General features: G+C 59.4%; 21 protein-coding genes. 9 read left to right on the top strand and 12 right to left on the bottom strand.

Features of this window, described 5'->3' with window-relative positions; translation table 11 throughout:
• The 5 genes from KB892_RS07135 (at position 1) to yegS (ending at position 6,429) form a co-directional block, all read left to right on the top strand.
• The gene (locus KB892_RS07135) at positions 1–1,416 is read left to right on the top strand and encodes an MFS transporter (RefSeq protein WP_004151136.1); all 1,416 of its coding nucleotides are present in this window, start codon (positions 1–3) and stop codon (positions 1,414–1,416) included.
• Complete coding sequence (gene baeS / locus KB892_RS07130; protein ID WP_072353997.1) at positions 1,413–2,891, top strand: envelope stress sensor histidine kinase BaeS; 1,479 nt, start codon at positions 1,413–1,415, stop codon at positions 2,889–2,891. The genes KB892_RS07135 and baeS overlap by 4 nt, the downstream gene beginning before the upstream one ends.
• On the top strand, positions 2,888–3,610 hold the full coding sequence (gene baeR, locus KB892_RS07125) for an envelope stress response regulator BaeR (RefSeq protein WP_004175198.1): 723 nt from the start codon (positions 2,888–2,890) through the stop codon (positions 3,608–3,610). Before baeS ends, baeR begins: the two co-directional genes overlap by 4 nt.
• A 318-nt stretch (positions 3,611–3,928) precedes the next feature.
• Entirely contained in the window at positions 3,929–5,290 is a 1,362-nt protein-coding gene (gene yegQ, locus KB892_RS07120; RefSeq protein WP_004144192.1) for a prephenate-dependent tRNA uridine(34) hydroxylase TrhP, read from the top strand.
• A 242-nt stretch (positions 5,291–5,532) separates the two neighbouring features.
• Positions 5,533–6,429: a lipid kinase YegS gene (gene yegS, locus KB892_RS07115; protein ID WP_004151134.1), complete on the top strand. Its 897-nt coding sequence runs from the start codon at positions 5,533–5,535 to the stop codon at positions 6,427–6,429.
• Between the two features lie 240 nt (positions 6,430–6,669).
• Here yegS and KB892_RS07110 read toward each other — a convergent pair whose 3' ends face one another.
• The 10 genes from KB892_RS07110 to dalD form a co-directional block, all read right to left on the bottom strand.
• On the bottom strand, positions 6,670–7,443 hold the full coding sequence (locus tag KB892_RS07110) for an ABC transporter ATP-binding protein (RefSeq protein WP_004180550.1): 774 nt from the start codon (positions 7,441–7,443) through the stop codon (positions 6,670–6,672).
• Positions 7,444–7,453: 10 nt separating this feature from the next.
• Complete coding sequence (locus KB892_RS07105; RefSeq protein WP_072353998.1) at positions 7,454–8,317, bottom strand: ABC transporter ATP-binding protein; 864 nt, start codon at positions 8,315–8,317, stop codon at positions 7,454–7,456.
• Positions 8,289–9,194 carry an ABC transporter permease gene (locus tag KB892_RS07100; protein ID WP_004200464.1) on the bottom strand — a complete coding sequence of 302 codons (906 nt, stop codon included), beginning with the start codon at positions 9,192–9,194 and terminating at the stop codon, positions 8,289–8,291. Before KB892_RS07100 ends, KB892_RS07105 begins: the two co-directional genes overlap by 29 nt.
• Complete coding sequence (locus tag KB892_RS07095) at positions 9,191–10,228, bottom strand: ABC transporter permease (protein ID WP_048280496.1); 1,038 nt, start codon at positions 10,226–10,228, stop codon at positions 9,191–9,193. Before KB892_RS07095 ends, KB892_RS07100 begins: the two co-directional genes overlap by 4 nt.
• Positions 10,225–11,847, bottom strand: coding sequence for an ABC transporter substrate-binding protein (locus tag KB892_RS07090; RefSeq protein ID WP_004899473.1), 1,623 nt, complete (start codon positions 11,845–11,847; stop codon positions 10,225–10,227). Before KB892_RS07090 ends, KB892_RS07095 begins: the two co-directional genes overlap by 4 nt.
• Before the next feature lie 119 nt (positions 11,848–11,966).
• Entirely contained in the window at positions 11,967–13,121 is a 1,155-nt protein-coding gene (locus tag KB892_RS07085) for a mandelate racemase family protein (protein WP_002912648.1), read from the bottom strand.
• 297 nt (positions 13,122–13,418) lie between these two features.
• A complete protein-coding gene (locus KB892_RS07080; protein ID WP_040223982.1) occupies positions 13,419–14,081 on the bottom strand; it encodes an HAD family hydrolase in 663 nt (220 codons plus the stop codon).
• A 48-nt stretch (positions 14,082–14,129) separates the two neighbouring features.
• Positions 14,130–15,407, bottom strand: coding sequence for a D-arabinitol transporter (gene dalT / locus KB892_RS07075; protein ID WP_002912654.1), 1,278 nt, complete (start codon positions 15,405–15,407; stop codon positions 14,130–14,132).
• A 70-nt stretch (positions 15,408–15,477) separates the two neighbouring features.
• Entirely contained in the window at positions 15,478–16,941 is a 1,464-nt protein-coding gene (gene xylB / locus KB892_RS07070; protein ID WP_004149064.1) for a xylulokinase, read from the bottom strand.
• Positions 16,942–16,950: 9 nt separating this feature from the next.
• On the bottom strand, positions 16,951–18,318 hold the full coding sequence (gene dalD / locus KB892_RS07065) for a D-arabinitol 4-dehydrogenase (protein WP_004184846.1): 1,368 nt from the start codon (positions 18,316–18,318) through the stop codon (positions 16,951–16,953).
• 206 nt (positions 18,319–18,524) lie between these two features.
• Here dalD and KB892_RS07060 point away from each other — a divergent pair, with 206 nt between their 5' ends.
• A complete protein-coding gene (locus KB892_RS07060) occupies positions 18,525–19,466 on the top strand; it encodes a sugar-binding transcriptional regulator (RefSeq protein ID WP_048280498.1) in 942 nt (313 codons plus the stop codon).
• A 22-nt stretch (positions 19,467–19,488) separates the two neighbouring features.
• Here the strand turns inward: KB892_RS07060 and KB892_RS07055 are convergent, their stop codons facing one another.
• Complete coding sequence (locus KB892_RS07055) at positions 19,489–20,490, bottom strand: LacI family DNA-binding transcriptional regulator (RefSeq protein ID WP_004180590.1); 1,002 nt, start codon at positions 20,488–20,490, stop codon at positions 19,489–19,491.
• Positions 20,491–20,744: 254 nt separating this feature from the next.
• Here KB892_RS07055 and KB892_RS07050 point away from each other — a divergent pair, with 254 nt between their 5' ends.
• From KB892_RS07050 to KB892_RS07040, 3 genes are all read left to right on the top strand, one after another.
• On the top strand, positions 20,745–21,494 hold the full coding sequence (locus KB892_RS07050; protein WP_048280500.1) for an SDR family oxidoreductase: 750 nt from the start codon (positions 20,745–20,747) through the stop codon (positions 21,492–21,494).
• Between the two features lie 26 nt (positions 21,495–21,520).
• Complete coding sequence (locus tag KB892_RS07045) at positions 21,521–23,128, top strand: FGGY-family carbohydrate kinase (RefSeq protein ID WP_004189090.1); 1,608 nt, start codon at positions 21,521–21,523, stop codon at positions 23,126–23,128.
• 81 nt (positions 23,129–23,209) lie between these two features.
• Positions 23,210–24,493, top strand: coding sequence for an RbtT/DalT/CsbX family MFS transporter (locus KB892_RS07040; RefSeq protein ID WP_004175116.1), 1,284 nt, complete (start codon positions 23,210–23,212; stop codon positions 24,491–24,493).
• Between the two features lie 58 nt (positions 24,494–24,551).
• Here the strand turns inward: KB892_RS07040 and fbaB are convergent, their stop codons facing one another.
• Positions 24,552–25,604 (bottom strand): class I fructose-bisphosphate aldolase, encoded by a 1,053-nt coding sequence (gene fbaB, locus KB892_RS07035; protein WP_002912704.1) that lies wholly within the window; start codon positions 25,602–25,604, stop codon positions 24,552–24,554.
• Positions 25,605–25,675 lie beyond the last annotated feature (71 nt).

The raw sequence follows: 25,675 nt of genomic DNA, 5'->3' as shown, positions 1-25,675 counted from the left end.
ATGACAGACCTCCCGGCCAGCGTGCGCTGGCAGCTATGGATAGTGGCGTTCGGCTTCTTTATGCAGTCGCTGGACACCACCATCGTTAACACCGCCCTCCCCTCGATGGCCAAAAGCCTCGGGGAGAGTCCGTTGCATATGCATATGATTATCGTCTCCTATGTGTTAACGGTGGCGGTGATGCTGCCGGCCAGCGGCTGGCTGGCCGACCGGGTCGGGGTGCGCAATATCTTCTTCACCGCCATCGTGCTGTTTACCGCCGGATCGCTGTTTTGCGCCCAGGCCAGCACCCTCGACCAGCTGGTGATGGCGCGGGTGCTGCAGGGGGTCGGCGGCGCGATGATGGTGCCGGTCGGCCGCCTGACGGTGATGAAGATCGTCCCGCGCGATCAGTATATGGCGGCGATGACCTTCGTCACCCTGCCGGGCCAGGTCGGTCCGCTGCTCGGCCCGGCGCTGGGCGGGGTGCTGGTGGAGTACGCCTCCTGGCACTGGATCTTCCTCATCAATATCCCGGTGGGGATCGTCGGCGCGATTGCCACCCTCTGTCTGATGCCCAACTACACCATGCAGACCCGGCGCTTCGATCTCTCCGGCTTTCTGCTGCTGGCCGCCGGAATGGCGACCCTGACCCTGGCGCTCGACGGCCAGAAAGGGCTCGGCATTTCCCCTGCCTGGCTGGCGGGGCTGGTGGCCGTCGGCCTCTGCGCCCTGCTGCTCTACCTGTGGCACGCCCGCGGCAACGCCCGGGCGCTGTTTAGCCTTAACCTGTTTCGCAACCGCACCTTCTCTCTCGGCCTCGGCGGCAGCTTCGCGGGACGCATCGGCAGCGGCATGCTGCCGTTTATGACCCCGGTGTTTCTGCAGATCGGCCTCGGCTTCTCCCCCTTTCACGCCGGGCTGATGATGATCCCGATGGTGCTCGGCAGCATGGGCATGAAGCGGATCGTGGTCCAGGTGGTCAACCGCTTTGGCTACCGTCGGGTGCTGGTCGCCAGCACCCTGGGCCTGGCGGCGGTCAGCCTGCTGTTTATGTTTAGCGCCCTGGCCGGCTGGTATTACGCGCTGCCGCTGGTCCTGTTTCTGCAGGGGATGATCAACGCCAGCCGCTTCTCCTCAATGAATACCCTGACGCTGAAAGATCTCCCGGACGATCTGGCCAGCAGCGGCAACAGCCTGCTGTCGATGGTGATGCAGCTGTCGATGAGTATCGGCGTGACCATCGCCGGGCTGCTGCTGGGGCTGTATGGCCAGCAGCATATGAGTCTCGACGCCGCCAGCACCCATCAGGTCTTTCTCTACACCTATCTGAGCATGGCGGCGATCATCGCCCTGCCGGCGCTCATCTTTTCCCGGGTACCGGATGACGTCGGCAGCAATACCGTCCTCCGTCGACGCAACAGGAGTGGATCGTGAAATTTTGGCGCCCGGGTATTACCGGCAAGCTTTTCCTCGCTATATTCGCCACCTGCATCGTGCTGCTGATCAGCATGCACTGGGCGGTGCGTATCAGTTTTGAACGCGGGTTTATCGACTATATCAAGCGCGGCAATGAGCAGCGCTTAACCATGCTCAGCGACGCGCTGAGCGAGCAGTATGCCCAGCATGGCAGCTGGGCGTTTCTGCGCAACAATGACCGCTTTATCTTCCAGCTGCTGCGCACCTTCGAACGGGATAATGACGACCGCTCGCCGCCGGGGCACGCCATGAAGCCGGACGCCGCCCCGGACGGGCCGCCGCCGGATGGCCCCCCTGACGGCCCGCGCCCGAGGCCGGAAATGCCGCCCCACGGCTGGCGCACCATGTTCTGGGTGGTGGATCAGTCGGGGCGCGTGCTGGTGGGGCCGCGAGAGCGCGTCCCGGAGGATGGTACCCAGCGCAGCATCGTGGTCAACGGCGCGGAGGTGGGCAAAGTGATCGCCTCGCCGGTAGAGCGGCTGACGCGCAATACCGACATTAACTTCGACCGGCAGCAAAAGCGCACCAGCTGGCTGATTGTCGCCCTTGCCACCCTGCTTGCCGCGCTGGCCACTTTCCCGTTGGCCCGCGGTCTGCTGGCGCCGGTGAAGCGGCTGGTGGAAGGCACCCATAAGCTGGCGGCAGGCGACTTTTCCACCCGCGTGACGGTGACCGGCGGCGATGAGCTCGGCCGCCTGGCGCAGGATTTTAACCAGCTCGCCAGCACCCTGGAGCGCAACCAGCAGATGCGTCGCGATCTGATGGCCGATATCTCCCATGAGCTGCGTACCCCGCTGGCGGTGCTGCGCGGCGAGCTGGAGGCGATTCAGGACGGGGTCCGGCGCTTTACCCCCGAGTCGATTCCTTCTCTGCAGGCCGAGGTGGCTACTCTCACCAAGCTGGTGGACGACCTCCATCAGCTGTCGATGTCCGACGAGGGGGCGCTGGCCTACCAGAAAACCTCACTGGATATCATCACCCTGCTGGAAGTGGCGGCGGGCGCTTTTCGCGAGCGCTTCGCCAGCCGGCAGCTAAGCATTCAGGTGTCGCTCCCGGAGCAGGCGATGATCTTCGGCGACCGCGACCGCCTGATGCAGCTCTTCAACAATCTGCTGGAGAACAGCCTGCGCTATACCGACAGCGGCGGCAGCCTGCACATCACCGCCCGCCGCAGCGGCCGGATGCTGGTAATTGACTTCGCCGACAGCGCCCCCGGCGTCAGCGATGAGCAGCTGGCCCGCCTGTGCGAACGCTTTTACCGGGCGGAAGGATCGCGCAACCGCGCCAGCGGCGGATCCGGCCTCGGGCTGGCGATTTGCCTCAATATCGTAGCGGCCCACGGCGGCACCCTGCATGCCGACCATTCGCCTTTTGGCGGGGTTAGCATTAAAGTTGAGTTACCTCTGGAACATGATTTACCGAGAGACGTATGACTGAATTGCCTGTAGATGAAAACACCCCACGCATCCTTATCGTGGAAGATGAACCGAAGCTCGGCCAGCTGCTGATTGATTATCTGCAGGCCGCCGGCTATGCGCCTGCGTTGATTAACCACGGCGACAAGGTCCTGCCCTACGTCCGGCAGACGCCGCCGCACCTGATCCTGCTGGATCTGATGCTGCCCGGTACCGACGGTCTGACGCTGTGCCGGGAAATTCGCCGCTTCTCCGATGTTCCGGTGGTGATGGTGACGGCGAAAATCGAAGAGATCGACCGTTTGCTGGGGCTGGAAATAGGCGCCGACGACTATATCTGCAAGCCCTACAGCCCGCGGGAAGTGGTCGCCCGGGTAAAAACCATCCTCCGCCGCTGCAAACCGCAGCGCGATCTGCAGGCGCTGGACGCCCAGAGCCCGCTGATTGTCGACGAAGGTCGTTTTCAGGCCTCCTGGCGCGACAAGCTGCTGGACCTCACTCCCGCCGAGTTCCGGCTGCTGAAAACCCTCTCCCAGGAGCCGGGCAAAGTGTTCTCCCGCGAACAGCTACTCAACCATCTGTATGACGATTATCGGGTAGTCACCGATCGCACCATCGACAGCCACATCAAGAACCTGCGGCGCAAGCTGGAGGCGCTGGACGCCGAGCAGTCGTTTATCCGCGCGGTGTATGGCGTTGGCTACCGCTGGGAAGCGGACGCCTGCCGGCTGGCGTAGTTAGCCTTTTCCCGGCTCGCGCTGCGCTTCGCCGGGCTACACGTTCACCGCCATCTGCAATCCGTAGCCCGGGTAAGGCGTTTACGCCGCAACCCGGGGAACTCCCTAGAGCCTATCCCACCAGGCGTTATTAACGCTGTCAGTGTGAGCACTGCCCAGGTTCAAAATGGCAAACAAATTAGCCATACTGAAAGATACCTATCTGATATTTACTCCCCTTCGCCGCGGCGCTACAATGCCCGCCCTTAATGTGGGGACACTCCCCAACTCGCCGCACCAGGTGCGGCGAATCTGACCTGTCATCAGAACGAGAACACCATGTTTAAACCAGAACTCCTCTCCCCGGCGGGAACGCTGAAGAATATGCGTTACGCTTTCGCCTATGGCGCCGATGCCGTTTATGCCGGCCAGCCGCGCTACTCGCTGCGCGTGCGTAACAACGAATTCAATCACGAAAATCTGCAGCTCGGCATCAATGAAGCCCACGCGCTGGGTAAAAAATTCTATGTGGTGGTCAACATCGCCCCGCATAACGCCAAGCTGAAAACGTTTATTCGCGATCTGAAGCCGGTGGTGGAGATGGGTCCGGACGCGCTGATCATGTCCGATCCGGGTTTAATCATGCTGGTGCGGGAACACTTCCCGGAGATGCCGATCCATCTTTCAGTGCAGGCCAACGCCGTCAACTGGGCGACGGTCAAATTCTGGCAGCAGATGGGGCTCACCCGCGTGATCCTGTCGCGTGAACTGTCGCTGGATGAAATCGAAGAGATTCGCCGCCAGGTGCCGGAGATGGAGATTGAGATTTTCGTCCACGGCGCGCTGTGCATGGCCTACTCCGGCCGCTGCCTGCTCTCCGGGTATATCAACAAGCGCGACCCGAACCAGGGGACCTGCACCAACGCCTGCCGCTGGGAATACAACGTGGCGGAAGGCAAAGAGGACGACGTCGGCAACATCGTCCACAAATATGAGCCGATCCCGGTGCAGACCGTGGAGCCTACCCTCGGCATCGGCGCGCCGACCGATAAAGTCTTTATGATTGAGGAAGCCAAACGTCCGGGCGAATACATGACCGCCTTTGAGGACGAACACGGCACCTACATCATGAACTCGAAAGATCTGCGGGCTATCGCCCACGTTGAGCGTCTGACCCAGATGGGCGTTCACTCGCTGAAGATCGAAGGCCGCACCAAATCCTTCTACTACTGCGCGCGCACCGCTCAGGTTTACCGCAAGGCGATCGACGATGCCGCCGCCGGCAAACCGTTCGATACCAGCCTGCTGGAGACCCTGGAGGGGCTGGCCCACCGCGGGTACACCGAAGGCTTCCTGCGCCGCCATACCCATGACGATTATCAGAACTACGAGTACGGCTACTCCGTCTCCGAGCGCCAGCAGTTTGTCGGCGAATTCACCGGAGAGCGTAACGGCCCGCTGGCGGCCGTGGCGGTCAAAAATAAGTTCAGCGTCGGCGACAGCCTTGAGCTGATGACCCCGCAGGGTAACGTCAACTTCACCCTTGAGCATATGGAGAATGGCAAAGGCGAAACCATGCCGGTGGCCCCGGGCGATGGCTATACCGTCTGGTTGCCTGTGCCGGACGACCTGCCCCTGCAGTATGCCCTGCTGATGCGCAACTTTACTGGTCAAACAACCAGAAATCCGCACGGTAACTAGTTAATTTGCGTTATTTTTTCACGATGTAAGGATATTAGAATCGGATCACATACCGTTTCGATCGAAACAGGTATCATCCATTTCGCTGAAAAACATAACCCATAAATGCTAGTTGTACCAGGAACCACCTCCTTAGCCTGCGTAATCTCCCTTACGCGGGCTTATTTTTTTGCCTCTCCTCCGGTCTTCGCTTTCGTCATGCGGTACACTTTATGCAACATTGAGCAATAAAGGTTCCCTTGATGATGTCTACGTTTCCTGCCAGCTTACTGATCCTTAACGGCAAAGGTGCCAATGAACCGCAGCTACGCGAAGCGGTTAACCTGTTACGCGATGAAGGGATTGATATTCACGTCCGCGTGACCTGGGAAAAGGGCGATGCCGCTCGGTTTATCGATGAAGCCCTGCAGCTGAACGTTGAAACGGTGATCGCCGGCGGTGGCGATGGCACCATTAATGAAGTGGCGACCGCGCTGGTGGAGCGCGGCGGCAAGATGGCGCTGGGGATTTTACCGCTGGGCACGGCTAACGACTTTGCCACCAGCGTCGGTATCCCGCAGGATCTGGCCAGCGCCCTCAAGCTGGCGATCGTCGGCCGCGATGTGCCGATAGATATCGCCCGGGTGAATGATAAAACCGGCTTTATTAATATGGCGACCGGCGGGTTCGGCACCCGGATCACCACCGAAACGCCGGAAAAACTCAAGGCCGCGCTCGGCGGTGTCTCTTATTTAATCCACGGTCTGATGCGCATGGATACCCTGAAGCCGGACCGCTGCGAGATCCGCGGGGAGAACTTTCACTGGCAGGGCGATGCGCTGGTCATCGGCATCGGCAATGGCCGCCAGGCCGGCGGCGGCCAGCAGCTGTGCCCGGAGGCGTTGATTAACGATGGTCTGCTGCATCTGCGCATTTTCACCGGCGAAGAGCTGATCCCTGCCCTGTTCAGCACCCTGGCGAATCCGGAAAACTCGCCGAATATTGTTGACGGTGTCTCCTCGTGGTTTGAAATAACCGCGCCCCATGAGATGACCTTTAACCTCGACGGCGAGCCGCTCAGCGGAAAAACCTTCCGTATGGAGCTGTTACCGGCGGCCCTGCGCTGCCGGCTGCCGCCCGACTGCCCGCTGCTACGCTGATCAGGCTTCGCAAAGCAAAGACGGTGCCCGGCTGGTATACAGCAGCCGGGTTCGTTGATTGAGCCTCTGAATGTTAAGGTAAAACGGCACCTGCGGCTGCAGGAAAAACCTGGGCAGGATATCGATCCAAGCACCGCGCTTACATTAATAGACGATACCCACAACCACAAAAAACCTATAACATCAAATAGTTACCCATTAAAATGGGCGCATCTGCCGTGAGACAATGCGGCATAAAGCTTAGTATTCCGCCACCTCGCGCGCCATTTCGCGCGTATATTGCCGACTGGCGTTAACCAGCATCTGCGTATAGGCCGTCTGCGCCTGGCCGCTGACCAGCGCATCGACCGTCAGGGTTTCGAGGATCTTCCCGTACTGCATCACCGCCACTTTCTGGCATAAGTGGGCAATAACCCCAAGATCGTGGGTGACCATCAGGTAAGTGAGCTTAGCCTCCCGCTGCAGTTCCGCCAGCAGGTTAAGGATCTCAGCCTGCACCGACACATCCAGCGCCGACGTCGGCTCATCCAGCAGCAGCACCTGAGGCTCAAGAATCAGCGCTCTGGCTATCGCCACGCGCTGCCGCTGCCCGCCGGAGAGCTGATGCGGATAGCGCTCGCGAAAGGCGCGGTTGAGGCCAACTTTATCCAGCAGCACATTGATCCGCCGGTCGCGGTCGTTGATACGATGGATCTGCAGCGGCTCTTCGAGGATATCGCCAATGGTGTGACGGGGATGCAGCGATCCGTAGGGGTCCTGAAATACCATCTGCACCTGACGGCAGCGCTCGCGGCTAATTTCATGCCCTAAGGGCTGAGCATCGATGGTCAGTTCCCCCTGCCAGTGGGTAAACAGCCCCGCCAGGCACTTGAGCACCGTCGTTTTACCGGAACCGGACTCTCCTACCAGACCGTAGATCTCGCCGGGCTTAACGTGGAAACTGACGTCATACAGCACCTGGTTACGCTTCTCCCCCTCGCCAAACGCGAGGTTGAGATGTTGAACTTCAATCATTATCCGCTCCTTAATCCGTTAACCAGCTGGCCTGACGCTGCAGCACCGGCAGTATCGGGCGACGATGCTGCATATCCGGCAGCGAGTTAATCAATCCCTGAGTGTAGGGGTGACGGGCGTTATCGAGATCTTTAGCGGCGATGGACTCCACTACCCGTCCGGCGTACATCACCAGCACCCGGTCGCAGAAGCTGCGCACCAGGTTGATATCGTGGCTGATAAAAATCAGCCCCAGCCCGCGCGACTGAACCAGGTCATCCAGCAGGCCCAGCACCTGCAGGCGCACCGACACGTCCAGCGCGGAGGTGGGCTCATCGGCAATGATCAGCTCCGGGTCGGTAATCAGCATCATGGCGATCATGATGCGCTGTCCCTGTCCGCCGGATATTTCATGCGGATAAAGCTGATAAACGCGCTCCGGCTGGCGAATACGCACCACCTCCAGCATCTCCAGCGCCCTGGCTTTCGCCTCATCTTTGCGCCCGGGATGATGAGTAAGCCAGGCCTCGGCGATTTGCTTACCCACGCAGACCACCGGATTCAGCGAATATTTCGGATCCTGCATAATCATCGAGATACGTTTGCCGCGTACGCCGCGCATCTGCGCTTCGCTAAGATGCTGCAGATCGAGGTCGGCAAACTGCATCCGGCTGGCGCTGACGCGGGCCTTTTTCGGATGCAGCTGCAGCAGCGCGCGCCCAACGGTGGACTTACCCGAACCGGACTCGCCGACAATAGCCAGCTTCTCATGCCCCAGCTGGAAGGAGACGCCGCGCACGGCGTGGGCCACCGCGCTACCGTTAACAAAGTCGACGCACAAATCGCGCACGTCGAGCAGCGGAGCATTATTCACTACGGGGATCGAGGATGTCACGTAGGCCATCTCCTAAGAAGTTGAACGCTAAGCTATTGATCAGAATCGCCAGCCCCGGAATGGTTACGACCCACCAGCACTCCATCATATAAGTGCGCCCGCTGGAGATCATCGCTCCCCACTCCGGCTCTGGCGGCTGCGCGCCGAGGCCGAGAAAGCCTAGGCCGGCCGCGGTCAGAATGATCCCGGCCATATTCATGGTGATACGGATAATGACCGAGGGCAGACACAGCGGCACGATATGGCGCCAGAGGACGCGGGCCGATGAAGCGCCCTGCAGACGCACGGCGGAGATAAAATCAGCCTGGCGCAGAGAGAGCGTTTCGGCGCGCGCCAGACGGGCAATCGGCGGCCAGGCGGTCAGCGTGATGGCGATAACCACGTGCTCCAGCCCCGGTCCTAAAGCGGCGACAAACGCCAGCGCCAGGACCAGACTCGGGAAGGAGATGAAAATATCGGTGACGCGCATCAGCACCATATCGACTTTACCGCCGAAATAACCGGCACTGACGCCCAGCAGCAGTCCGAGCGGACCGACGGTCACTGAGACCAGCAGCACGATATAGAGCGTGATGCGGGAGCCATACACCAGGCGACTAAAGATATCCCGGCCAAACTCATCGGTGCCGAACCAGTGCTGCGCATTCGGCGCGACCAGCGCACTATTCAGGTCCTGTACCAGCGGGTTATAAGGCGCAATCAGCGGCGCGAAAATCGCCACCACCAGCAGCATAAAGATAATTCCTCCGCCGATGGCCGTGAGCGGATTGCGCGCCATTTTGCCGATAAACCCGACGGCCCGCGCCGCCGCGCGTTGCAGCCGCTGACGGCCTTCGCCCGCACCACCCGAAAGCGGCGAATCCAGAGAAACGGTCATGATTTTGTCCTCGGGTCAAAGAATTGATACAGCATGTCGGAGAGCAGGTTGAGCATCACGAAGATCACCCCCACCAGCAGCACGCAGCCCATCACCGCATTCATATCGCCCAGCAGCAAGCTTCCGGTAAGGTAGGAGCCAAACCCCGGCCATGAGAAGACGGTTTCAATCAGCACCGCGCCTTCCAGCAGCGCGCCGTAGGCCAGCGCCACCACCGTCAGCAGTTGCACGAGGATGTTACGAAACGCATGGTTCCAGATAACCTGGCGCTCGGTCAGCCCTTTCACCCGGGCGGTAATAATGAACTCCTGCGACAGCTGGGCTAACATAAAGCTGCGGGTCATACGGCTGATATAAGCCAGCGAGTGAAAACCCAGCAGCGAGGCGGGAAGAATCAGATGATTAATGGCGTTCCAGAACACCTGGCCGTTGCCGGCCAGCAGCGCATCAACGGTCATCAGCCCGGTGCGGCGCGGCACCATACCATCCAGCCCGAGGTCTACCCTCCCGGCGCCGCCTACCCAGCCAAGCCAGGCATAGAACACCAGCAGCCCCATCATCCCGACCCAGAAGATCGGCGTCGAGTAGCCCGCCAGGCTGATAATGCGTACCACATAATCGGAGACGCTATTGCGCCGCGCCGCCGCCAACACGCCCAGCGGAATACCAAGACCCGCGCCGACAATAATCGCCATCGTTGCCAGGTCCATGGTGGCCGGGAAGACGCGGATAATATCGTCCACCACCGGTTTCCCGGTCAGCAGCGCGTTGCCCAGATCGCCGTGCAACAGGTTGACGAAATAGATGCCAAACTGGGTGGTCAGCGATTTATCAAACCCCAGCTGCTGGTAAACCTGCTGATAGGTACTCTGGTCAGCATCCGGGCCGACAATCGCCAGCACCGGGTCGATGGGCATGACGCGGCCAATGGTAAAGGTCAGCAGCAGCAGGCCGAACAGTGTAATCACCACCTGCAGTAGCCGTTTTGATAAGCGCCGGCCGCGTGAGCCGGGCGCAAGGATTGCGGTACTCATCCTTTCTCTCCTTCGCGGACTTTATAGACGTCACGCAGAAAAGTGGTGGCGGAGGGGTGCGGCTGATACTCCCGTACCTCGTTGCGCACGACGACCGAATCAACCATCTGCGAAAGCGGAATTAAAGCCGGAACCAGCTGGTCGTAGCGTGTCTGGATGGCCTGGTAGTCAGCCACCTGTTTTTGCGGATCGCGTTCCAGCAGGGCCTGGTCAATCATCGTATTCAGTTGCGGGTCGTAAAAACCGGTACGCCAGCCCTGGAAGTTGGTCAGGCGCGCCTTATCGCTGTTATCCGGGTTATAGACCAGCGCGCGCAGGCTGGAGTGCGGATGCGGCTCCATCCCGCTGCCGCCGCGACCTACCAGCAGGTCAAATTTACGCTCGCGCATTGCGCCGTAGATCTGGTTACCAGTGCCGGTGATGATTTTGGCGTTAATCCCCGCCTGCATCAGCGTCGACTGCACGGCGATAGCGATGTTAAGAAATGGCTGATCGGAGAGTACCCGCAGCGTGGTATCAAAGCCGTTGGGATATCCCGCTTCCGCCAGCAGCTTTTTCGCCCGCGCCACATCCAGCCTGTAGCCGGGATCGGGTAGCGTGGACGGCATTCCCGCTTTGATAGGCCGCTGGTGCAGCACGCCATAGCCCGGCATCAGCGCTTTATTGATACCCTGGTAATCAATCAGAAAGCGCACCGCCTCGCGCACTTTCGGATTGGCGAAGTGCGCCTCTTTCATGCTCATCGCCACGTAGTACATGGTGCCGCGCTGCACCGCATCGACGGTCAGCTGCGGATCGCTGCGCAGGGCGTTGATATCGGAAACCGCCATATTGTTGGCAATATCAAGGTCGCCTTTTTCGATCATCAGGCGCAGAGTTTGCGACTCCTGGAAATGACGCAGTACCACGCGGCTCATTTTCGCCTCGCCGCGCCAGTAGTCAGGGTTGCGCTTCATGCGCAGCACATCTTTCGCCTGCCAGGTTTCGAGGATAAACGGCCCGGAACCGGCTTCATGGGTGGTTAGCCAGCGGTTACCCCAGTCGTTATCCTGCTGATGGCTTTGCACCGTTTTACTGTCCAGCACTCCGAGGTTGCCCAGCGCCGCCAGCGAGTAAATCACCAGCTGCGGATCGTTATCTTTGGGTAATACGATTTGCACCGTGAAGCGGTCCGGCGCGCTGACCTGGCTGTCGATATTTTTCTTACTGAAGCCATAGGATTTCCATACTGAGGCCTGGGCCAGGTTGAGGTGCAGGATGCGCCGCATTGACCACACGACGTCGGCGGCGGTCAGCGGGTTGCCGGAGTGAAACTTAACGTCATCGCGCAGATGAAAGGTCAGGGTTTTGCCGTCGGGGCTGATATCCCAGGATTTCGCCAGCGCGGGCCTGACGGTGGTGAGCTGCTCAGGGTCAAGCTCCACCAGCGAGTCGTAGAGGTTGACCACGATCCCCACCACTTCGTTACCGGTCATCGCCGCCGGGTCAAGGGTGAGCAGGTTATTCATATTCATGCCGATGATCAGCTGGTCGGGCGGCGTTTTCGCCACCGCCTCCCCGCTCCCCATCGACATGGCGAGCGCGAGAATACACGCTCCCAGTAAGGAGGTTTTTTTCATATCTCTGTTTGCCTGTACTGTAGGGTACATGTTGCCGGATGGCGGCATTTTCGGCTTATCCGGTCTACCGGGCCGCAGGCTCGATAAGCGTAGCGCCATCGGGTATTTATTTTTTTTAATTAGTCGTGGCTAACGGTATTGGCTTCGATATACGCAAAATTAATGTCTTCACCGAGACCCGGACGTTGTGACAAATGCACAAATCCCTGGTCATCCATCGGGTCGACAATGCTGTTGAGATAGGCCGCCGGTTCATCGTAGTCGAGGAACGGATGCAGCAGGCCGCGCTCGTACCAGCGGCAGTTGCGGATCGCGCCCACCACCGCCAGGCTTGCCGCTCCGTTGCCGTGGACTTCGCAATCCATGCCGAAAGATTCCGCCAGCGCCGCCACCTTCATGGTCGGTGTAATCCCCCCCACGCCGTTAGCGCCGGCGCGCAGAATGTCGCAGGCCCCGGCTTTCACCCATTCGGCGCGCATGTGGTGCTTGCCGCCGAAGCTCTCCGGCCCGACGATGGGAATCGACAGGTTTTCCGCCAGCCACGCATAGGAAGACATCGAATCCTCCTCCATCGGCTCTTCAAACCAGGCGAAATTGAGTTTTTCCAGCTCTTTGCCGATCCACAGCGCCTCGGCGCGGCTGTACCAGTGATAGCCATCAATCATCAGGTCAATATCCGGCCCTACGGCTTCGCGCACCGCCGCGCAGGCTTTAATGTCCATTTTGGGATTGGGCGCAAAAGAGATTGGCGGCATCCAGGTGTGCAGTTTGATGGCCTTGTAGCCGCGGGCGACCAGCTTCTCAGCAAAAGCGGCATACTCTTCCGGGGTCGACAGGCCGCCCGGCAGATCGTCGCCGCACATGGTGCTACCGTAAGCCGGGACAGTGTCGCGATAGCCGCCGAGCAGCTTATAAACCGGCATCTTAAGGCTGCGGCCGATCAGGTCCCACAGCGCCTGTTCAACAAACGACAGCGCGCGCTCCGTTAGCTGATGTGCGCTGCCGCGCTGCCAGTGGTTAAGATCCTGCCAGATACGCTCACGGTTAAACGGGTCCTGTCCCACCAGCACTTTGCGAAAAAAAGTATTCACCACGAACGGGCGCACGACTTCCGGAGGAGCAAACGAAAAGCCCTGCGCTCCATCATCAGCGGTGATGGTCAGCATCGCCATTTTGGCCATGCTTTCAACCCCCGGATGGGAGTGCCCGGCGCTGTCGGAAACCCGACGAGTGGGATATTGGAAAACGGTGACATTCACAGATTCAATTTTCATGCTCGGTCCTTATCACGGCCAAATCCGATCGACATAAGCAGATCGGCAAAGCGGTTTCACATTATTGAAAATACGTTTCAATATATAATCTAAGCACAACTTCGTAGTAGTGCCTCGGACAAACACCGCTAAGCAAGGCCATAAATTTGGGCATTGGCACAACAAGACGTGACTGTTTTCACAAAAGATGAGCGAAATGTGAGGCAGATCGACCAGGAGAAAAAAGGGCGTGAGCGCAGAGAAAAGATTAACCGACCAGCTACATCCCGGGAATGTCTGCGCCCACAAATGGCTGACTTAAACCGCCGCCGCTGGCTCCGCGCTAAGCGCTTCCAGCAGTTCAGGTAAGGTTTGATAGCGGCCAGCGGCGGCCTGAAAACGCGCGTGCTGGCTATCTTCTGCAATCACTATCGTGGCAATCCCCGCCGACTGGGCCGCGCAAAAGCCGGTAAAGCTATCCTCAATCACCAGACACTGGCTGGCGTTGAGATTGAGCTTGCGCAGCGTCGTCAGATAAACCGCCGGATGTGGCTTTCCACGTTCTTCATCATCTGCGCTGCAAACCACGTCGAAAAAGTGCCAGAGCGAGAGCTTGTTCAGCACAGCGGCAATAACCTGGCGGGATGATGACGTGGCGAGCGCAATTTGATAGCCCGCCTCACGAAAATAGCGTAACGCCTCATGCACGCCGTGCATCGGCTCGGCTTCGGTGGCGATCAGGCCGGTAATACGCTGCAATATCGCGTCTTCAAGCCGCTGCGGAGCGAGATCAAGCTGAAAATAGCGGCACCAGGTGCCGGCAATGTCGTCGAGGCGCTTGCCCTTGGTCAGGGTTTCACATTCAGCAACGCTCGCCGTTGCCCCCCACTGCGCGAGGGCGTCAATCTGCGCCTGACGCCACAGCGCCTCGGAATCAATAATCACGCCATCCATGTCAAAAATAACCGCCTGCATACTCATTCGTTCACCTCATTAAGGCTGGCATGAAGCGCATGCCAGCCGCAGTACCTACGAGAATTCAACCTGCTCGCGGGCGGTTGCTTCCTTGTGGGAGAACCCCGGCTGCTCCACGCGGATAAAGGCGCAGAGGAAAAAGGCCACCACGTACAATGCGGTATAGGCGATCACCACCCCGATGGTGCTGAAGAACGGCAGCAGCACCACGGCAATCGCCGGCGCGAGAAAGTTCGACATCCCCGCCGACAGGTTATAGACCGAAATGGCCGCGCCTTTATGCTTCGGCTCCAGCGCCGGGAACACGGCCGCCAGCGGCACGAAGGCGGCGACAAAGATCCCGAGGGCGATGGCGGGGATCAGCGCCATCGCAAAGCTATGGCCAAAGTGCTGAGGAATGTAGTAAAACGCCAGGCTGGAGAGCGCCATCCCGATGCAGCCGAACCAGCGCACCACCTTCATCCAGCCCAGTTTTTCCCCGAGGATCCCCCACAGCACGTTAGAGAAAATGGTGGTGAAGAAGAAGACTGCCCATACCTGGAGCCATTCTGAAGTGCTGAAGCCCAGCTCATCGACAAACATCATCGGCATAATCACCGCAAAACCGAACAGCGAGAGGGTATTGATAATCCTCACCATGCTCGACAGCAGAATATTGCGGTTGGTATAGAGCAGCGTCGCGGCGCGTCCCAGCTCGGAAAACTTCTCACGGGTGGTGAGATTCTGCATATGCTGCGGCGTTTGAATATGGCGCAGGGAAACCAGGGCAATCACGCCCCCGGTAAGGCAGAAGGCCAGCGCCAGCCACAGGGTGCCCATTTCGCCAATGTGCGGAATGGTAAAGCTCGGAATATAGCTGCCGAAGACCCCGATGCCGATGGAATACACCGCCCAGAACCAGCCGATGGCCGAGCTGGCGTTGTCGCTTTTGACGTTATGGACAATCGCCACGATAAACGAGTAGAGGAACAGCGGATAGGCGAAGCCGCGGATGCCGTAGAAAAGCAGGATCAGCGCATAGTTGGCGTGACCGAGGCCGAAAACGAGGAACAGCACGTGGAATACGCACCACAGCACGAAGCCAATCATCATCGTTTTCAGCGGGGTGATAATTTCCGCCACCACGCCGGAAATCCACGCCGACAGCGCAGCGGCCAGGCCGTAGAGGGTAAAGGCAAAGGAGGCCTCCGCCGGAGAGAAGCCGAGCGCTTTGATATAGTGCGACAGAAAGGCTAATTCAAAACCGTCGCCGGTCATAAATACGGCAATGGCGATGTATCCCCAGAGCAGGTTCAGGGGTAAACCGAGCCACTGTTTATTATTGATAGACATAATGACCTCGTTTTCAGGGTACAGGGTGGCCGCTCCGCGACGTACAACGAAGCGGCGGTTATGATGAAAATCAGTGCTGTCGATAGTGCAGATCGTTTAAATACAGGGCCTTAAACTGCGCGTAGCGTTGCATCAGGGTGTGGTGGCGAATGGGATCCGCACGCCAGGTCTGCCAGACTTCCGGTTTTTCACACACCGCGGCAATGGGTTTGCCCGCCGCCAGGCAGGCCAGCCGCGCCGCGCCCAGTGCGCCTCCGGTCTCTCCGCCTTTGTGGGTCACCACCGGCATAGCGAGAATATCGGCCAGCAGCTGGGCCCAGAACGGGCTGCGGGCGCCCCCGCCCACCAGCGAGCACTGCGCGATCGGTGTCCCGCTCTCTTTCAATGCCTGCAGGCCGTCGTTGATCCCAAAGCTCACCCCCTCCAGCACCGCGTAGCCGAGCTGCGCGCGCAGGCTGGCGTGGGTCATGCCCCAGAAGATGCCGCGGGCGTCAGGATCGTTATGCGGGGTTCGTTCCCCGGAGAGATAGGGCAGGAAGAACGGCGCGTTGGCTTTATCCTCCTCGCTTAGCTCGGCAATCTCCGCCAGCAGCGCCACCTCCGTGGTGCCGGTCAGGCGGCAGAACCACTGCAAACAGCTGGCGGCGCTCAGCATGACGCTCATCTGGTGCCACAGGTTCGGCAGCACGTGACAAAACGCATGTACCGCCGACTGCGGCGCCGGACGATAGGCATCGGTCACCACAAACAGCACCCCGGAGGTGCCGAGCGAAATAAACGCATCCCCCGGCGAGACCGCGCCGACGCCAATGGCGCTGACCGCGTTATCCCCCCCGCCCCCGGCCACCACCACCGAGGCGTTCAGCCCCCAGCGGGCAGCCACCTGCGGGTCAAGGGTGGCGGAAATCTCGCAGCCTTCGACCAGCGTCGGCATTTGGCTACGCGACAGGCCGCACTTGTCCAGCAGAGCGTCGGACCAGTCGCGCTTCGCCACGTCCAGCCACAGCGTCCCGGCGGCGTCCGACATATCGGAGACTTTCTTCCCGGTCATCCGGTAGCGCAGATAATCCTTGGGCAGCAGCACCGTGGCGGTGCGCTGAAAGTGCTGCGGCTCATGACGGCGCACCCACAACAGCTTCGGCGCGGTAAAGCCCGGCATCGCCAGGTTGCCCGCCACCTGATGCAGCTCCGGCGCCATCGCCTCCAGCTCGGCGCACTCTGCGGCGCAGCGGGTGTCGTTCCACAGAATGGCCGGACGGATCGCCTGCCCCTCTGCATCCAGCAACACCGCGCCGTGCATCTGCCCGGAGAGGCCAATCGCCTTAATGGCCGGCCAATGCTGGGCGCATTTTTCCCGTAGCGTGGCCATCAGGTACTCCGTCGCCTCCCACCATAGCTCCGGCGCTTGTTCTGACCAGTGCGGATGAGGCCGCTGAATACTCAGCGGCGCGCTATGGCTGGCGATAACCTCATGGTTCTCATCAATGACCAGCGCTTTGACTTCCGATGTGCCGAGATCGATACCCAGATACATAGCCACCTCTTAGTTAATCAGCGTGTAAACGGCGGCGACTTTCTCGCGCATCAGCGCCAGGAAATCCGCGTTGTTGGCGAGATCACCAAACAGGGCTTTATCGCGCGCGTAGACAGCCACCGGATCCTGAGCCTCGAACATCTCATGCACCGCCTGCGCATCCAGGATGCCGTCCTGGTACTGATACGGCAGAGTTCCCTTGTGCCACTGCTCCATAAAGACGAAGAACAGCGCCGGCAGCATGGCGGTCGCTTCCGGGCGGACGCCGCGCTGGTAGCACTCCTGCAAGGTTGGCGCGATCATCGCCGGAATTTTCGAGAAGCCGTCGGCGGCGACGCGCTGGTTGGTGTCCTGGATATAGGGGTTGGTAAAGCGCTTAAGCACCACATCCCGGTAGGTCGGCAGATCAATGCCGTTATCGCCGAGACACGGAATAACGTCCTCCGTAACGTAGCGGTCGGCAATGGCGTAGATAACATCGGTCAGCGTGCTTTCATGAATATACTGCTGGCCGATTAAGGTTCCCGCCCAGGCAATGCAGCTGTGCGACGCGTTCAGAATACGGATTTTCGCCTCTTCATACGGGATGACCGACTCCACCATCTCCACGCCGACTGCCTCCAGATTCGGGCGGACATCGCGGAAGTTGTTCTCCACTACCCACTGGATAAAGGTCTCCCCCATCACCGGCGCTTTGTCATCAATTCCGGTTTGCGCTTTGATGCGGGCCGGCAGATCGGCCGCCGGACGCGGGGTGATGCGGTCCACCATGGTGTTCGGACAGGTGGTATTGGCCGCCATCCAGTCAATCACCGCCTGTTTGCCGGTGAGCTGCAGGAACTCGACCATACCGTCGTGGAAACGCTCGCCGTTATGGCGCACGTTATCGCAGTTGAGCAGGGTCAGCGGCCCGGCGTTGTCGGCCATGCGCTTTTCCAGGATCCGCGCGAGGGTGCCGTAAATGGTTTTGCACTCGCCTTGCAGGTCGGCCTGCAGATCGGGGTTGCTGGTTTCCAGCCGATGGCGAGTGTTCAGGTAGTACCCTCCTTCCGTCACGGTAAAGGCGATAACTTTGGTCTGCGGGTTTGCCCCTTCGTTAATCAGCGGCTGTAGCCCGGCCTGCCACGGTAGCAGTTTCTGGATTGAGGTGATCTCTTCATATTCGCGCTCCCCTTCCGGGCTGACGGTCTCGAGGACGTAACGTCCTCCCTGCGCCGCCAGCGCCTGGACCACCTGCTCGGCGTCGTTGCGAATATTCCCCGCCGCGATGCGCCAGCGATTATCCCCGGAAGCAATCAGACGATGCAGATACCACGCCTGATGCGCGCGATGAAAAGAACCCAGACCGATATGAAGCCATGTGAATTGATTGTTCATGTTCTGCTCTCCTTGAGTTGATGGCGCCACTGTAATTGATCATTTGACCTAAATAAGAGCCATAGATCACAAAAGAGCAATTACCCAATTAAATTACAAATGACCAGAAAAGAGCAAAAGCTTGCCAGTTATGCCAACCACGGCGAGAATGCGGGTATTCGCCGGGCCAATTGCGTGCCCTGGCCAGCAACTTAGGGCGGGAAACCATGAGTAAAGAAGACGATATCCGGTTGGATCAGAAGGTGCGTGCCGCATGGATGTACTACATCGCCGGCCAGAATCAGAGCGAGATTGCCAGCCAGCTGGGCACCTCCAGACCGGTGGTGCAACGGCTGATCGCCGCCGCGAAAGAAGAAGGGATTGTGTCAATTAATCTGCACCATCCGGTAGCGAACTGCCTCGATTATGCGCAGTTGCTGCAGGAAAAATACCGCTTGATCGAGTGCAATGTGGTCCCCGCCTTTAGCGAAGAAAGCACCCTCGACAGTGTGTCATTTGGCTGCTATCAGCTGATGGCTCGCTATCTGCAGGATGATAAAGAGAAAATTATCGGTCTGGGCTCGGGCCTGACCCTGAAAAAAGCGCTGCAGCGCATCGATTTTGACAGCCTGAATACCCGCTGCGTGGCGCTGATCAGCGCCATGAACGCCGACGGGCAGTGCAATTATTACGATGACGTGCCCCTGCTGCTGACCCGCAAAATTAAGGCCAAGTACTATCAGTGGCCGGCGCCGCGCTACGCCCAGAGCGCGGAGGAGCATGAGATGTGGTGCACCAACCGCTTATTCCGCAGCGTCTCCGGCGTCGCCCAAGAGGCGGACGTGATTTTTGTCGGCATTGGTCCGCTGGGCACGCAAAGTCCGATCTTTAAAGACGGCTTTATCAATCAGGCGCAGATGGATGAGCTGACCGCCCGCGGCGGCATCGGGGAAATCCTCGGGCGGTTTATTGATGCGCAAGGCGACGTGGTAGACAGCGAGATCAACCGCATGATCACCAGCTATGATATCCGCCAGAGCCACTGCCCGCGGATTGCCGCTGCCTGTGGAGAACATAAACGACCGGCGATCCTGGCCGCCCTTAAAGGCAGCTGGATCAATGGCCTGGTGACCGATGAGCATACCGCCCGCTGGCTGCTGACGCGGTAACGTTTAACAGCCAGACAGCGACTCAGCTGCTGCTCATCAGTCGCGGGGGAATTTCAATCCGCTGCTGGCTGGCTTCGCCGGCGTCAATAATCGAAAAAACAGCGTCCAGCATCGCCGGCACGTCCTGCTGCACCATGTCGATATCGTGCCCCAGCAGGTAGACAAAAGGATCCCAGTCGAAGCAGCCCATCGGCGGCTGCTCGCTGCCGGTCAGACCCACCTGCGACAGCCAGCGCACAACCCCTTCCAGGGATATCGTCGAGTTAACAAATATCCCCTGCAACAACGTCTTCGCGCTGCCAAACCGCTCCTGCAGGCAGTCCTCAACGTGTCCTTTCGAATAGCCGGGAGCCAGAATATTCGCCTGCGGCACGCTAAGCCCCAGCTCGCGATGCGCATCGTGGAAGCCGCGTAAACGCTCGCTGGTGTTATGGTCGCTGCTGCGCCCGCCGATAAAGGTCAGCGGCGCCAGCTCTCCGCGGCGGCGGGCGCTATTAGCCAGGATCTTATGAGTCAGCGCTTTCGCGCCGCCGTAGTTATCCGAAATCACCGACGGCGAGAGAGAGCCCGGCAGGTCGAGATTGACCGTTGGCACGCCCGCCTGCTGGCATAGCGCGGAAATTTTATCCGGATTGGTCGCCCCGGTCGCGACCACCCAGTCAACCTGCCAGGAGAGCATCGCCTTTACCGCTTCGATCTCCAGTTCCGGACGCCGGCGCGTACAGGTGATAATCGGCAGCAGGCCGCGCTCGCGGGCCATCTCCTCAAAGCGTTCGGCGATGGAACCGAAGTAGCGGTTATCATATTTGGGGATAATCATACCGATGACGTGTGATTTTTTACTGCGCAGCATGCTGGCCTGACGGTTAATCGCATAGCCCTGCTCCTCGGCAATCCGCGTCACCTTTTCCGCAAGCTTGGCGCTGATGCGGCGCTTTTTCCAGTTACCGTTGAGGATAGCGCTCACCGCGCTCGCCGAAACGCCGGAAAGTTCCGCCAGGTCGTAAATCGTTATCTTCTTCATTTTTCCAACTTGCGTCACAAAATCATGTCGCTGTTAATTTCCCCACTTGCTCAATCGATGAAGCGAGAGCAACATAGCTTCATCGATTGAGCATCCTTTTCACGCCAGGAAGTACGCGCGCATACCGCCTCAACATGCCAGCAAGCCTGAATTAAGATGCTGATATTCAATATGTTACCAGTTTTAGTCTATCACCTCGAACGTGATGCCCTCGCGTTCGATAGTTTTAACCAGACACGGCAAAGGATTATAAAATGAACCACTCTGTCTCCTCTATGAATACTTCCCTCAGCGATAAAGTCGCCGCGATCACCGGCGCGGCGTCCGGTATCGGCCTCGAGTGCGCGAGGACCCTGCTGGGAGCTGGCGCAAAAGTGGTACTGATCGACCGCGAAGGCGAAAAGCTCAACAAACTGGTCGCCGAACTTGGCGAAAACGCCTTCGCCCTGCAGGTCGACCTGATGCAGGCGGACCAGGTCGATAACCTACTGCAGGGCATTTTGCAGCTTACCGGGCGTCTCGATATCTTCCACGCCAACGCCGGCGCCTATATCGGCGGGCCGGTGGCCGAGGGCGACCCGGACGTCTGGGACCGCGTGCTGCACCTTAATATCAACGCCGCCTTCCGCTGCGTGCGCAGCGTCCTGCCGCATCTGATCGCGCAAAAATCCGGGGATATTATCTTCACCAGCTCGATCGCGGGCGTGGTGCCGGTGATCTGGGAGCCTGTCTATACCGCGTCGAAATTCGCGGTACAGGCATTTGTGCACACCACTCGTCGCCAGGTGGCGCAGTATGGCGTGCGCGTCGGCGCCGTACTGCCGGGCCCGGTGGTTACCGCTCTGCTGGACGACTGGCCAAAAGCCAAAATGGACGAAGCGCTGGCCAACGGCAGCCTGATGCAGCCGATTGAAGTGGCGGAGTCGGTGCTGTTTATGGTGACGCGTTCGAAAAACGTCACCGTGCGCGACATTGTGATCCTGCCGAACAGCGTGGATCTCTGACCCTGGCCAGCCTGTGAGAGGATGTGATGCAAAACGATACGCAAAACATTATTGGCGTGGATGTCGGTTCGGGCAGCGTGCGCGCCGGGGTATTCAATCTGCGGGGCGAGCTCCTCGCCCACGCGACCCGGGAAATAACCCTGTTTCGCAGCGCCGGAAACAAGGTCGAGCAGTCGAGCCGTGAGATCTGGCAGGCGGTGTGCTACTGCATTAAAACGGCGGTGGCCAACGCCGGCGTTTCGCCGTCGTCGATCGCCGGGATCGGCTTCGATGCCACCTGCTCGCTGGTGGTGATTGGCGATAACGATGCGCCGCTGGCGGTCGGGCCTTCGGACGATGCGGACCGCAACATTATTGTCTGGATGGATCATCGCGCCACCGGGCAGGCGGAAAAGATCAATGCCACGGGCCACCCGGTACTGCGGTACGTTGGCGGCAAAATCTCGCCGGAGATGCAAACGCCGAAAATTTTGTGGCTGAAGGAGAATCGCCCGCACATCTATCAGCAGGCGCGCCACTTCTTCGACCTCGCCGATTACCTCACCTGGCGCTCAACCGGCGATGAAGCCCGCTCGGTCTGCACGGTGACCTGTAAATGGACCTACCTGGCGCATGAACAACGCTGGGATGCCGGTTACTTCCGCCAGATTGGCCTCGCAGAGCTGGCGGATGAAGATTTTGTCCGCATCGGCCAGCGGATTGTCGATCCAGGCACCCCCTGCGGCGAGGGCCTTTGCGCCACGGCGGCAGAGGAGATGGGCCTGCCGATCGGCACGCCGGTGGCGGTGGGGATGATTGACGCCCACGCGGGCGGCATCGGTACCGTCGGCGTGCTTAACGGCGCGGTCAACAATATGGCCTATGTCTTCGGTACTTCTTCCTGCACCATGACCACCACTCAGGAAGCGGTATTCGTCCCGGGCGTCTGGGGCCCTTACTATTCGGCGATGGTGCCGGGCTACTGGCTAAGTGAAGGCGGGCAAAGCGCCGCCGGCGCGGCTATCGACCAGCTGCTGAGCTTCCATCCGGCGGCGGCAGAAGCGCGCGAGCAAGCGAAAGCCGCAGGCGTCCCTCTACCAGTCTGGCTGGCGGATCGCGTTCTGACGCAAGTTGCTTCGCCTTCTGAAGCGGTAACGCTGGCCGCCGGTCTGCACGTCGTTCCGGAGTTTCTCGGTAATCGCGCGCCGCTTGCCGATCCCCACGCGAAAGCGCTGATTGCCGGGCTGGGGATGGAGCGGGACCTGGATAACCTGACCGCGCTGTACGTTGCCGGCTTATGCGGGATTGGCTATGGTCTGCGACAGATCATTGACGCCCAGCGCGCCTGCGGAATTGAGAGTGAAAATATCGTCATCAGCGGCGGCGCCGGGCAGCATCCGCTGGTGCGTCAGCTGTTGGCCGACGCCTGCGGCGTTAGCGTCGTGAGCACCGCCAGCCGCGAGCCGGTGCTGTTAGGTTCCGCCATCCTCGGCGCGGTGGCGGGCAGAGTCGCGGCTTCGCTGCCGGAGGCCATGAAGCAGTTTACTCAGGTGGATGCCACCTATCACAGCGAGACTGCGTTTAGCCCGCTTCATCAGCGCAGGTATGCGGCCTATAAGGCGCTACAACAGGCCGGCAGGCTGATTCGCGAATAACATACCTCCTTATTTTATAACAATAATGCTCCGCTGCTGTGCAGCGGAGACACTCATCTGCACTCTGAAATCGAGGTCAACATGTCCGTTAATAACAAACAGTGGTACGGTCTACCGCTCAACCTCATCTGGGGATATGTCGCCATCGCCGTGTTTATGACCGGCGACGGCTTTGAGCTGGCTTTTCTGTCGCACTACATCAAAGCACTCGGATTCACCCCGGCGCAGGCTTCCTTTGCCTTTACTCTCTACGGTCTGGCTGCCGCCCTGTCGGCGTGGGTCTCCGGCGTGGTGGCGGAAATCATTACCCCACGCAAGGCCATGCTGATTGGCTTCGTGCTGTGGTGTGTGTTCCACGTACTGTTCCTCGTCTTCGGCCTCGGTCGCGCCAACTATGCGCTGATCCTGCTGTTTTATGGCATCCGCGGCCTGGCCTACCCGCTGTTCCTCTACTCCTTTATCGTCGCCATTATCCACAACGTCCGCAGCGACAGTTCCAGCTCCGCGCTGGGCTGGTTCTGGGCGGTCTACTCGGTGGGTATCGGCGTGTTCGGCAGCTATATTCCGAGCTTTACCATTCCCCACATTGGCGAAATGGGCACCCTGTGGCTGGCGCTGCTCTTTTGCGCCACCGGCGGCATTATTGCGCTGGTGTCGATGCGTCATACCGAAACGCCGCGCCATATGCAGAACCTGACCACTCGTGAAAAATTCGCCGAACTGGGGCGCGCGGCGACGCTACTCTATACCAACCGCAGCATTCTGTTCTCGAGCATTGTGCGCATTATCAACACCCTGTCGCTGTTTGGTTTTGCGGTGATCATGCCGATGATGTTTGTTGATGAGCTGGGATTTACCACCTCGGAATGGCTGCAGGTATGGGCGGCATTCTTCTTCACCACGATCTTTTCGAACGTTTTCTGGGGGATTGTGGCGGAGAAAATGGGCTGGATGAAAGTTATCCGCTGGTTCGGCTGCATCGGGATGGCGCTTTCCAGCCTGGCGTTCTATTACCTGCCCCAGCACTTCGGCCATAATTTTGCCATGGCGCTGGTACCGGCTATTGCCCTGGGGATTTTTGTCGCCGCGTTTGTGCCGATGGCGGCGGTGTTCCCGGCGCTGGAGCCGAACCATAAAGGCGCGGCGATTTCGGTCTATAACCTGTCAGCCGGGCTGTCGAACTTTCTGGCGCCGGCGATTGCCGTGGTACTGCTGCCCTATTTCAGCACTATCGGCGTGGTAATAGCCTATACCGCCTTATATATTCTGGCCTTCTTCCTGTGCCCGTTAATCCGCGTTGAACAGCCTGGCTTTACCAGCGATCAGCATGCGAAACCGTTTACCGCCAACGCGGCAGAGTCTTAATAAACCGCATCTGGTACAAACAAAGAGCAATCCGGGCGGTGCCGCCCGGATTTTTGCCTTATGCGATAGTCACTTTGCCATCCAGATAAACATCCTGCACGGCATTGATCAGCTTCACGCCGTCGGCCATCGATTTCTTAAACGCTTTGCGGCCCAGGATCAGCCCCATGCCGCCGGCGCGTTTATTGATCACCGCCGTGCGCACCGCGTCGGCAAGGTCGGTCTCCCCGCCCGCCGCGCCGCCGGAGTTGATCAGCCCGGCGCGGCCCATATAGCAGTTGGCCAGCTGGTAGCGCACCAGATCGATGGGGTTATCGCTGGTCAGTTTGCTGTATACCCGATCGTCGGTATAGCCGAAGTTAACCGCTTTGTAGCCGCCGTTATTCTCCGCCATCTTTTGCTTAACGATATCGGCGCCGATGGTGGCCGCCAGGTGGTTGGCCTGACCGGTCAGGTCAGCGGAAACATGATAGTCGACGCCGTCTTTCTTGAACGCCGAATTGCGCAGATAGGCCCACAGCACGGTGACCAGGCCCAGCTCATGGGCCCGCTCAAAGGCGGCGGAAATCTCTTCTATCTGACGACGCGATTGTTCTGAGCCGAAATAGATCGTCGCTCCCACGGCCACCGCCCCCATATTAAACGCCTGCTCAACGCTGGCGTAGAGGGTCTGGTCGTATTCGGTGGGGTAGCTCAGCGTTTCGTTATGGTTGAGCTTCACCAGGAAAGGGATGCGATGCGCGTAGCGGCGCGACACCGAGGCCAGCACGCCGTAGGTCGACGCCACGCAGTTACAGCCGGCTTCGATCGCCAGCTCGACGATATTTTTCGGATCAAAGTACAGCGGGTTGGCGGCAAAGGAGGCGCCCGCCGAGTGCTCCACGCCCTGGTCAACCGGCAGAATGGAAAGGTAGCCGGTTCCCCCCAGGCGTCCGGTATTGTACAGGGTCTGCATATTGCGTAGCACCGCCGGTGGTCGGTTGTTATCCACCATCACCCGATCAACATAATCTGCGCCAGGCAGATACAGCTGGTCGGACGGAATGGTTATACAACGGTGCTGCAACAGGCTCTCGGCATCTTTGCCCAGCAACTGCGTAATATCAGTCATAGCAATCTCCCGTAAGGCCGGCCGAAGCCGGCATGCATTATCCCAACCCAATTTTTTTGGGCAGGTTAAGC

This window comes from Klebsiella sp. P1927 (assembly GCF_018204675.1).
GTDB classification, from domain to species: domain Bacteria; phylum Pseudomonadota; class Gammaproteobacteria; order Enterobacterales; family Enterobacteriaceae; genus Klebsiella; species Klebsiella pneumoniae.
This window is presented reverse-complemented; position numbering and strand designations above follow the sequence as displayed.

Coding starts and splice junctions, on each gene's coding strand:
- KB892_RS07135 (WP_004151136.1), top strand. CDS start 1: ATGACAGACCTCCCGGCCAGCGTGCGCTGGCAGCTATGGATAGTGGCG.
- baeR (WP_004175198.1), top strand. CDS start 2,888: ATGACTGAATTGCCTGTAGATGAAAACACCCCACGCATCCTTATCGTG.
- yegQ (WP_004144192.1), top strand. CDS start 3,929: ATGTTTAAACCAGAACTCCTCTCCCCGGCGGGAACGCTGAAGAATATG.
- yegS (WP_004151134.1), top strand. CDS start 5,533: ATGATGTCTACGTTTCCTGCCAGCTTACTGATCCTTAACGGCAAAGGT.
- KB892_RS07110 (WP_004180550.1), bottom strand. CDS start 7,443: ATGATTGAAGTTCAACATCTCAACCTCGCGTTTGGCGAGGGGGAGAAG.
- KB892_RS07100 (WP_004200464.1), bottom strand. CDS start 9,194: ATGACCGTTTCTCTGGATTCGCCGCTTTCGGGTGGTGCGGGCGAAGGC.
- KB892_RS07095 (WP_048280496.1), bottom strand. CDS start 10,228: ATGAGTACCGCAATCCTTGCGCCCGGCTCACGCGGCCGGCGCTTATCA.
- KB892_RS07090 (WP_004899473.1), bottom strand. CDS start 11,847: ATGAAAAAAACCTCCTTACTGGGAGCGTGTATTCTCGCGCTCGCCATG.
- KB892_RS07085 (WP_002912648.1), bottom strand. CDS start 13,121: ATGAAAATTGAATCTGTGAATGTCACCGTTTTCCAATATCCCACTCGT.
- KB892_RS07080 (WP_040223982.1), bottom strand. CDS start 14,081: ATGAGTATGCAGGCGGTTATTTTTGACATGGATGGCGTGATTATTGAT.
- dalT (WP_002912654.1), bottom strand. CDS start 15,407: ATGTCTATCAATAATAAACAGTGGCTCGGTTTACCCCTGAACCTGCTC.
- xylB (WP_004149064.1), bottom strand. CDS start 16,941: ATGTATCTGGGTATCGATCTCGGCACATCGGAAGTCAAAGCGCTGGTC.
- dalD (WP_004184846.1), bottom strand. CDS start 18,318: ATGAACAATCAATTCACATGGCTTCATATCGGTCTGGGTTCTTTTCAT.
- KB892_RS07060 (WP_048280498.1), top strand. CDS start 18,525: ATGAGTAAAGAAGACGATATCCGGTTGGATCAGAAGGTGCGTGCCGCA.
- KB892_RS07055 (WP_004180590.1), bottom strand. CDS start 20,490: ATGAAGAAGATAACGATTTACGACCTGGCGGAACTTTCCGGCGTTTCG.
- KB892_RS07050 (WP_048280500.1), top strand. CDS start 20,745: ATGAACCACTCTGTCTCCTCTATGAATACTTCCCTCAGCGATAAAGTC.
- KB892_RS07045 (WP_004189090.1), top strand. CDS start 21,521: ATGCAAAACGATACGCAAAACATTATTGGCGTGGATGTCGGTTCGGGC.
- KB892_RS07040 (WP_004175116.1), top strand. CDS start 23,210: ATGTCCGTTAATAACAAACAGTGGTACGGTCTACCGCTCAACCTCATC.
- fbaB (WP_002912704.1), bottom strand. CDS start 25,604: ATGACTGATATTACGCAGTTGCTGGGCAAAGATGCCGAGAGCCTGTTG.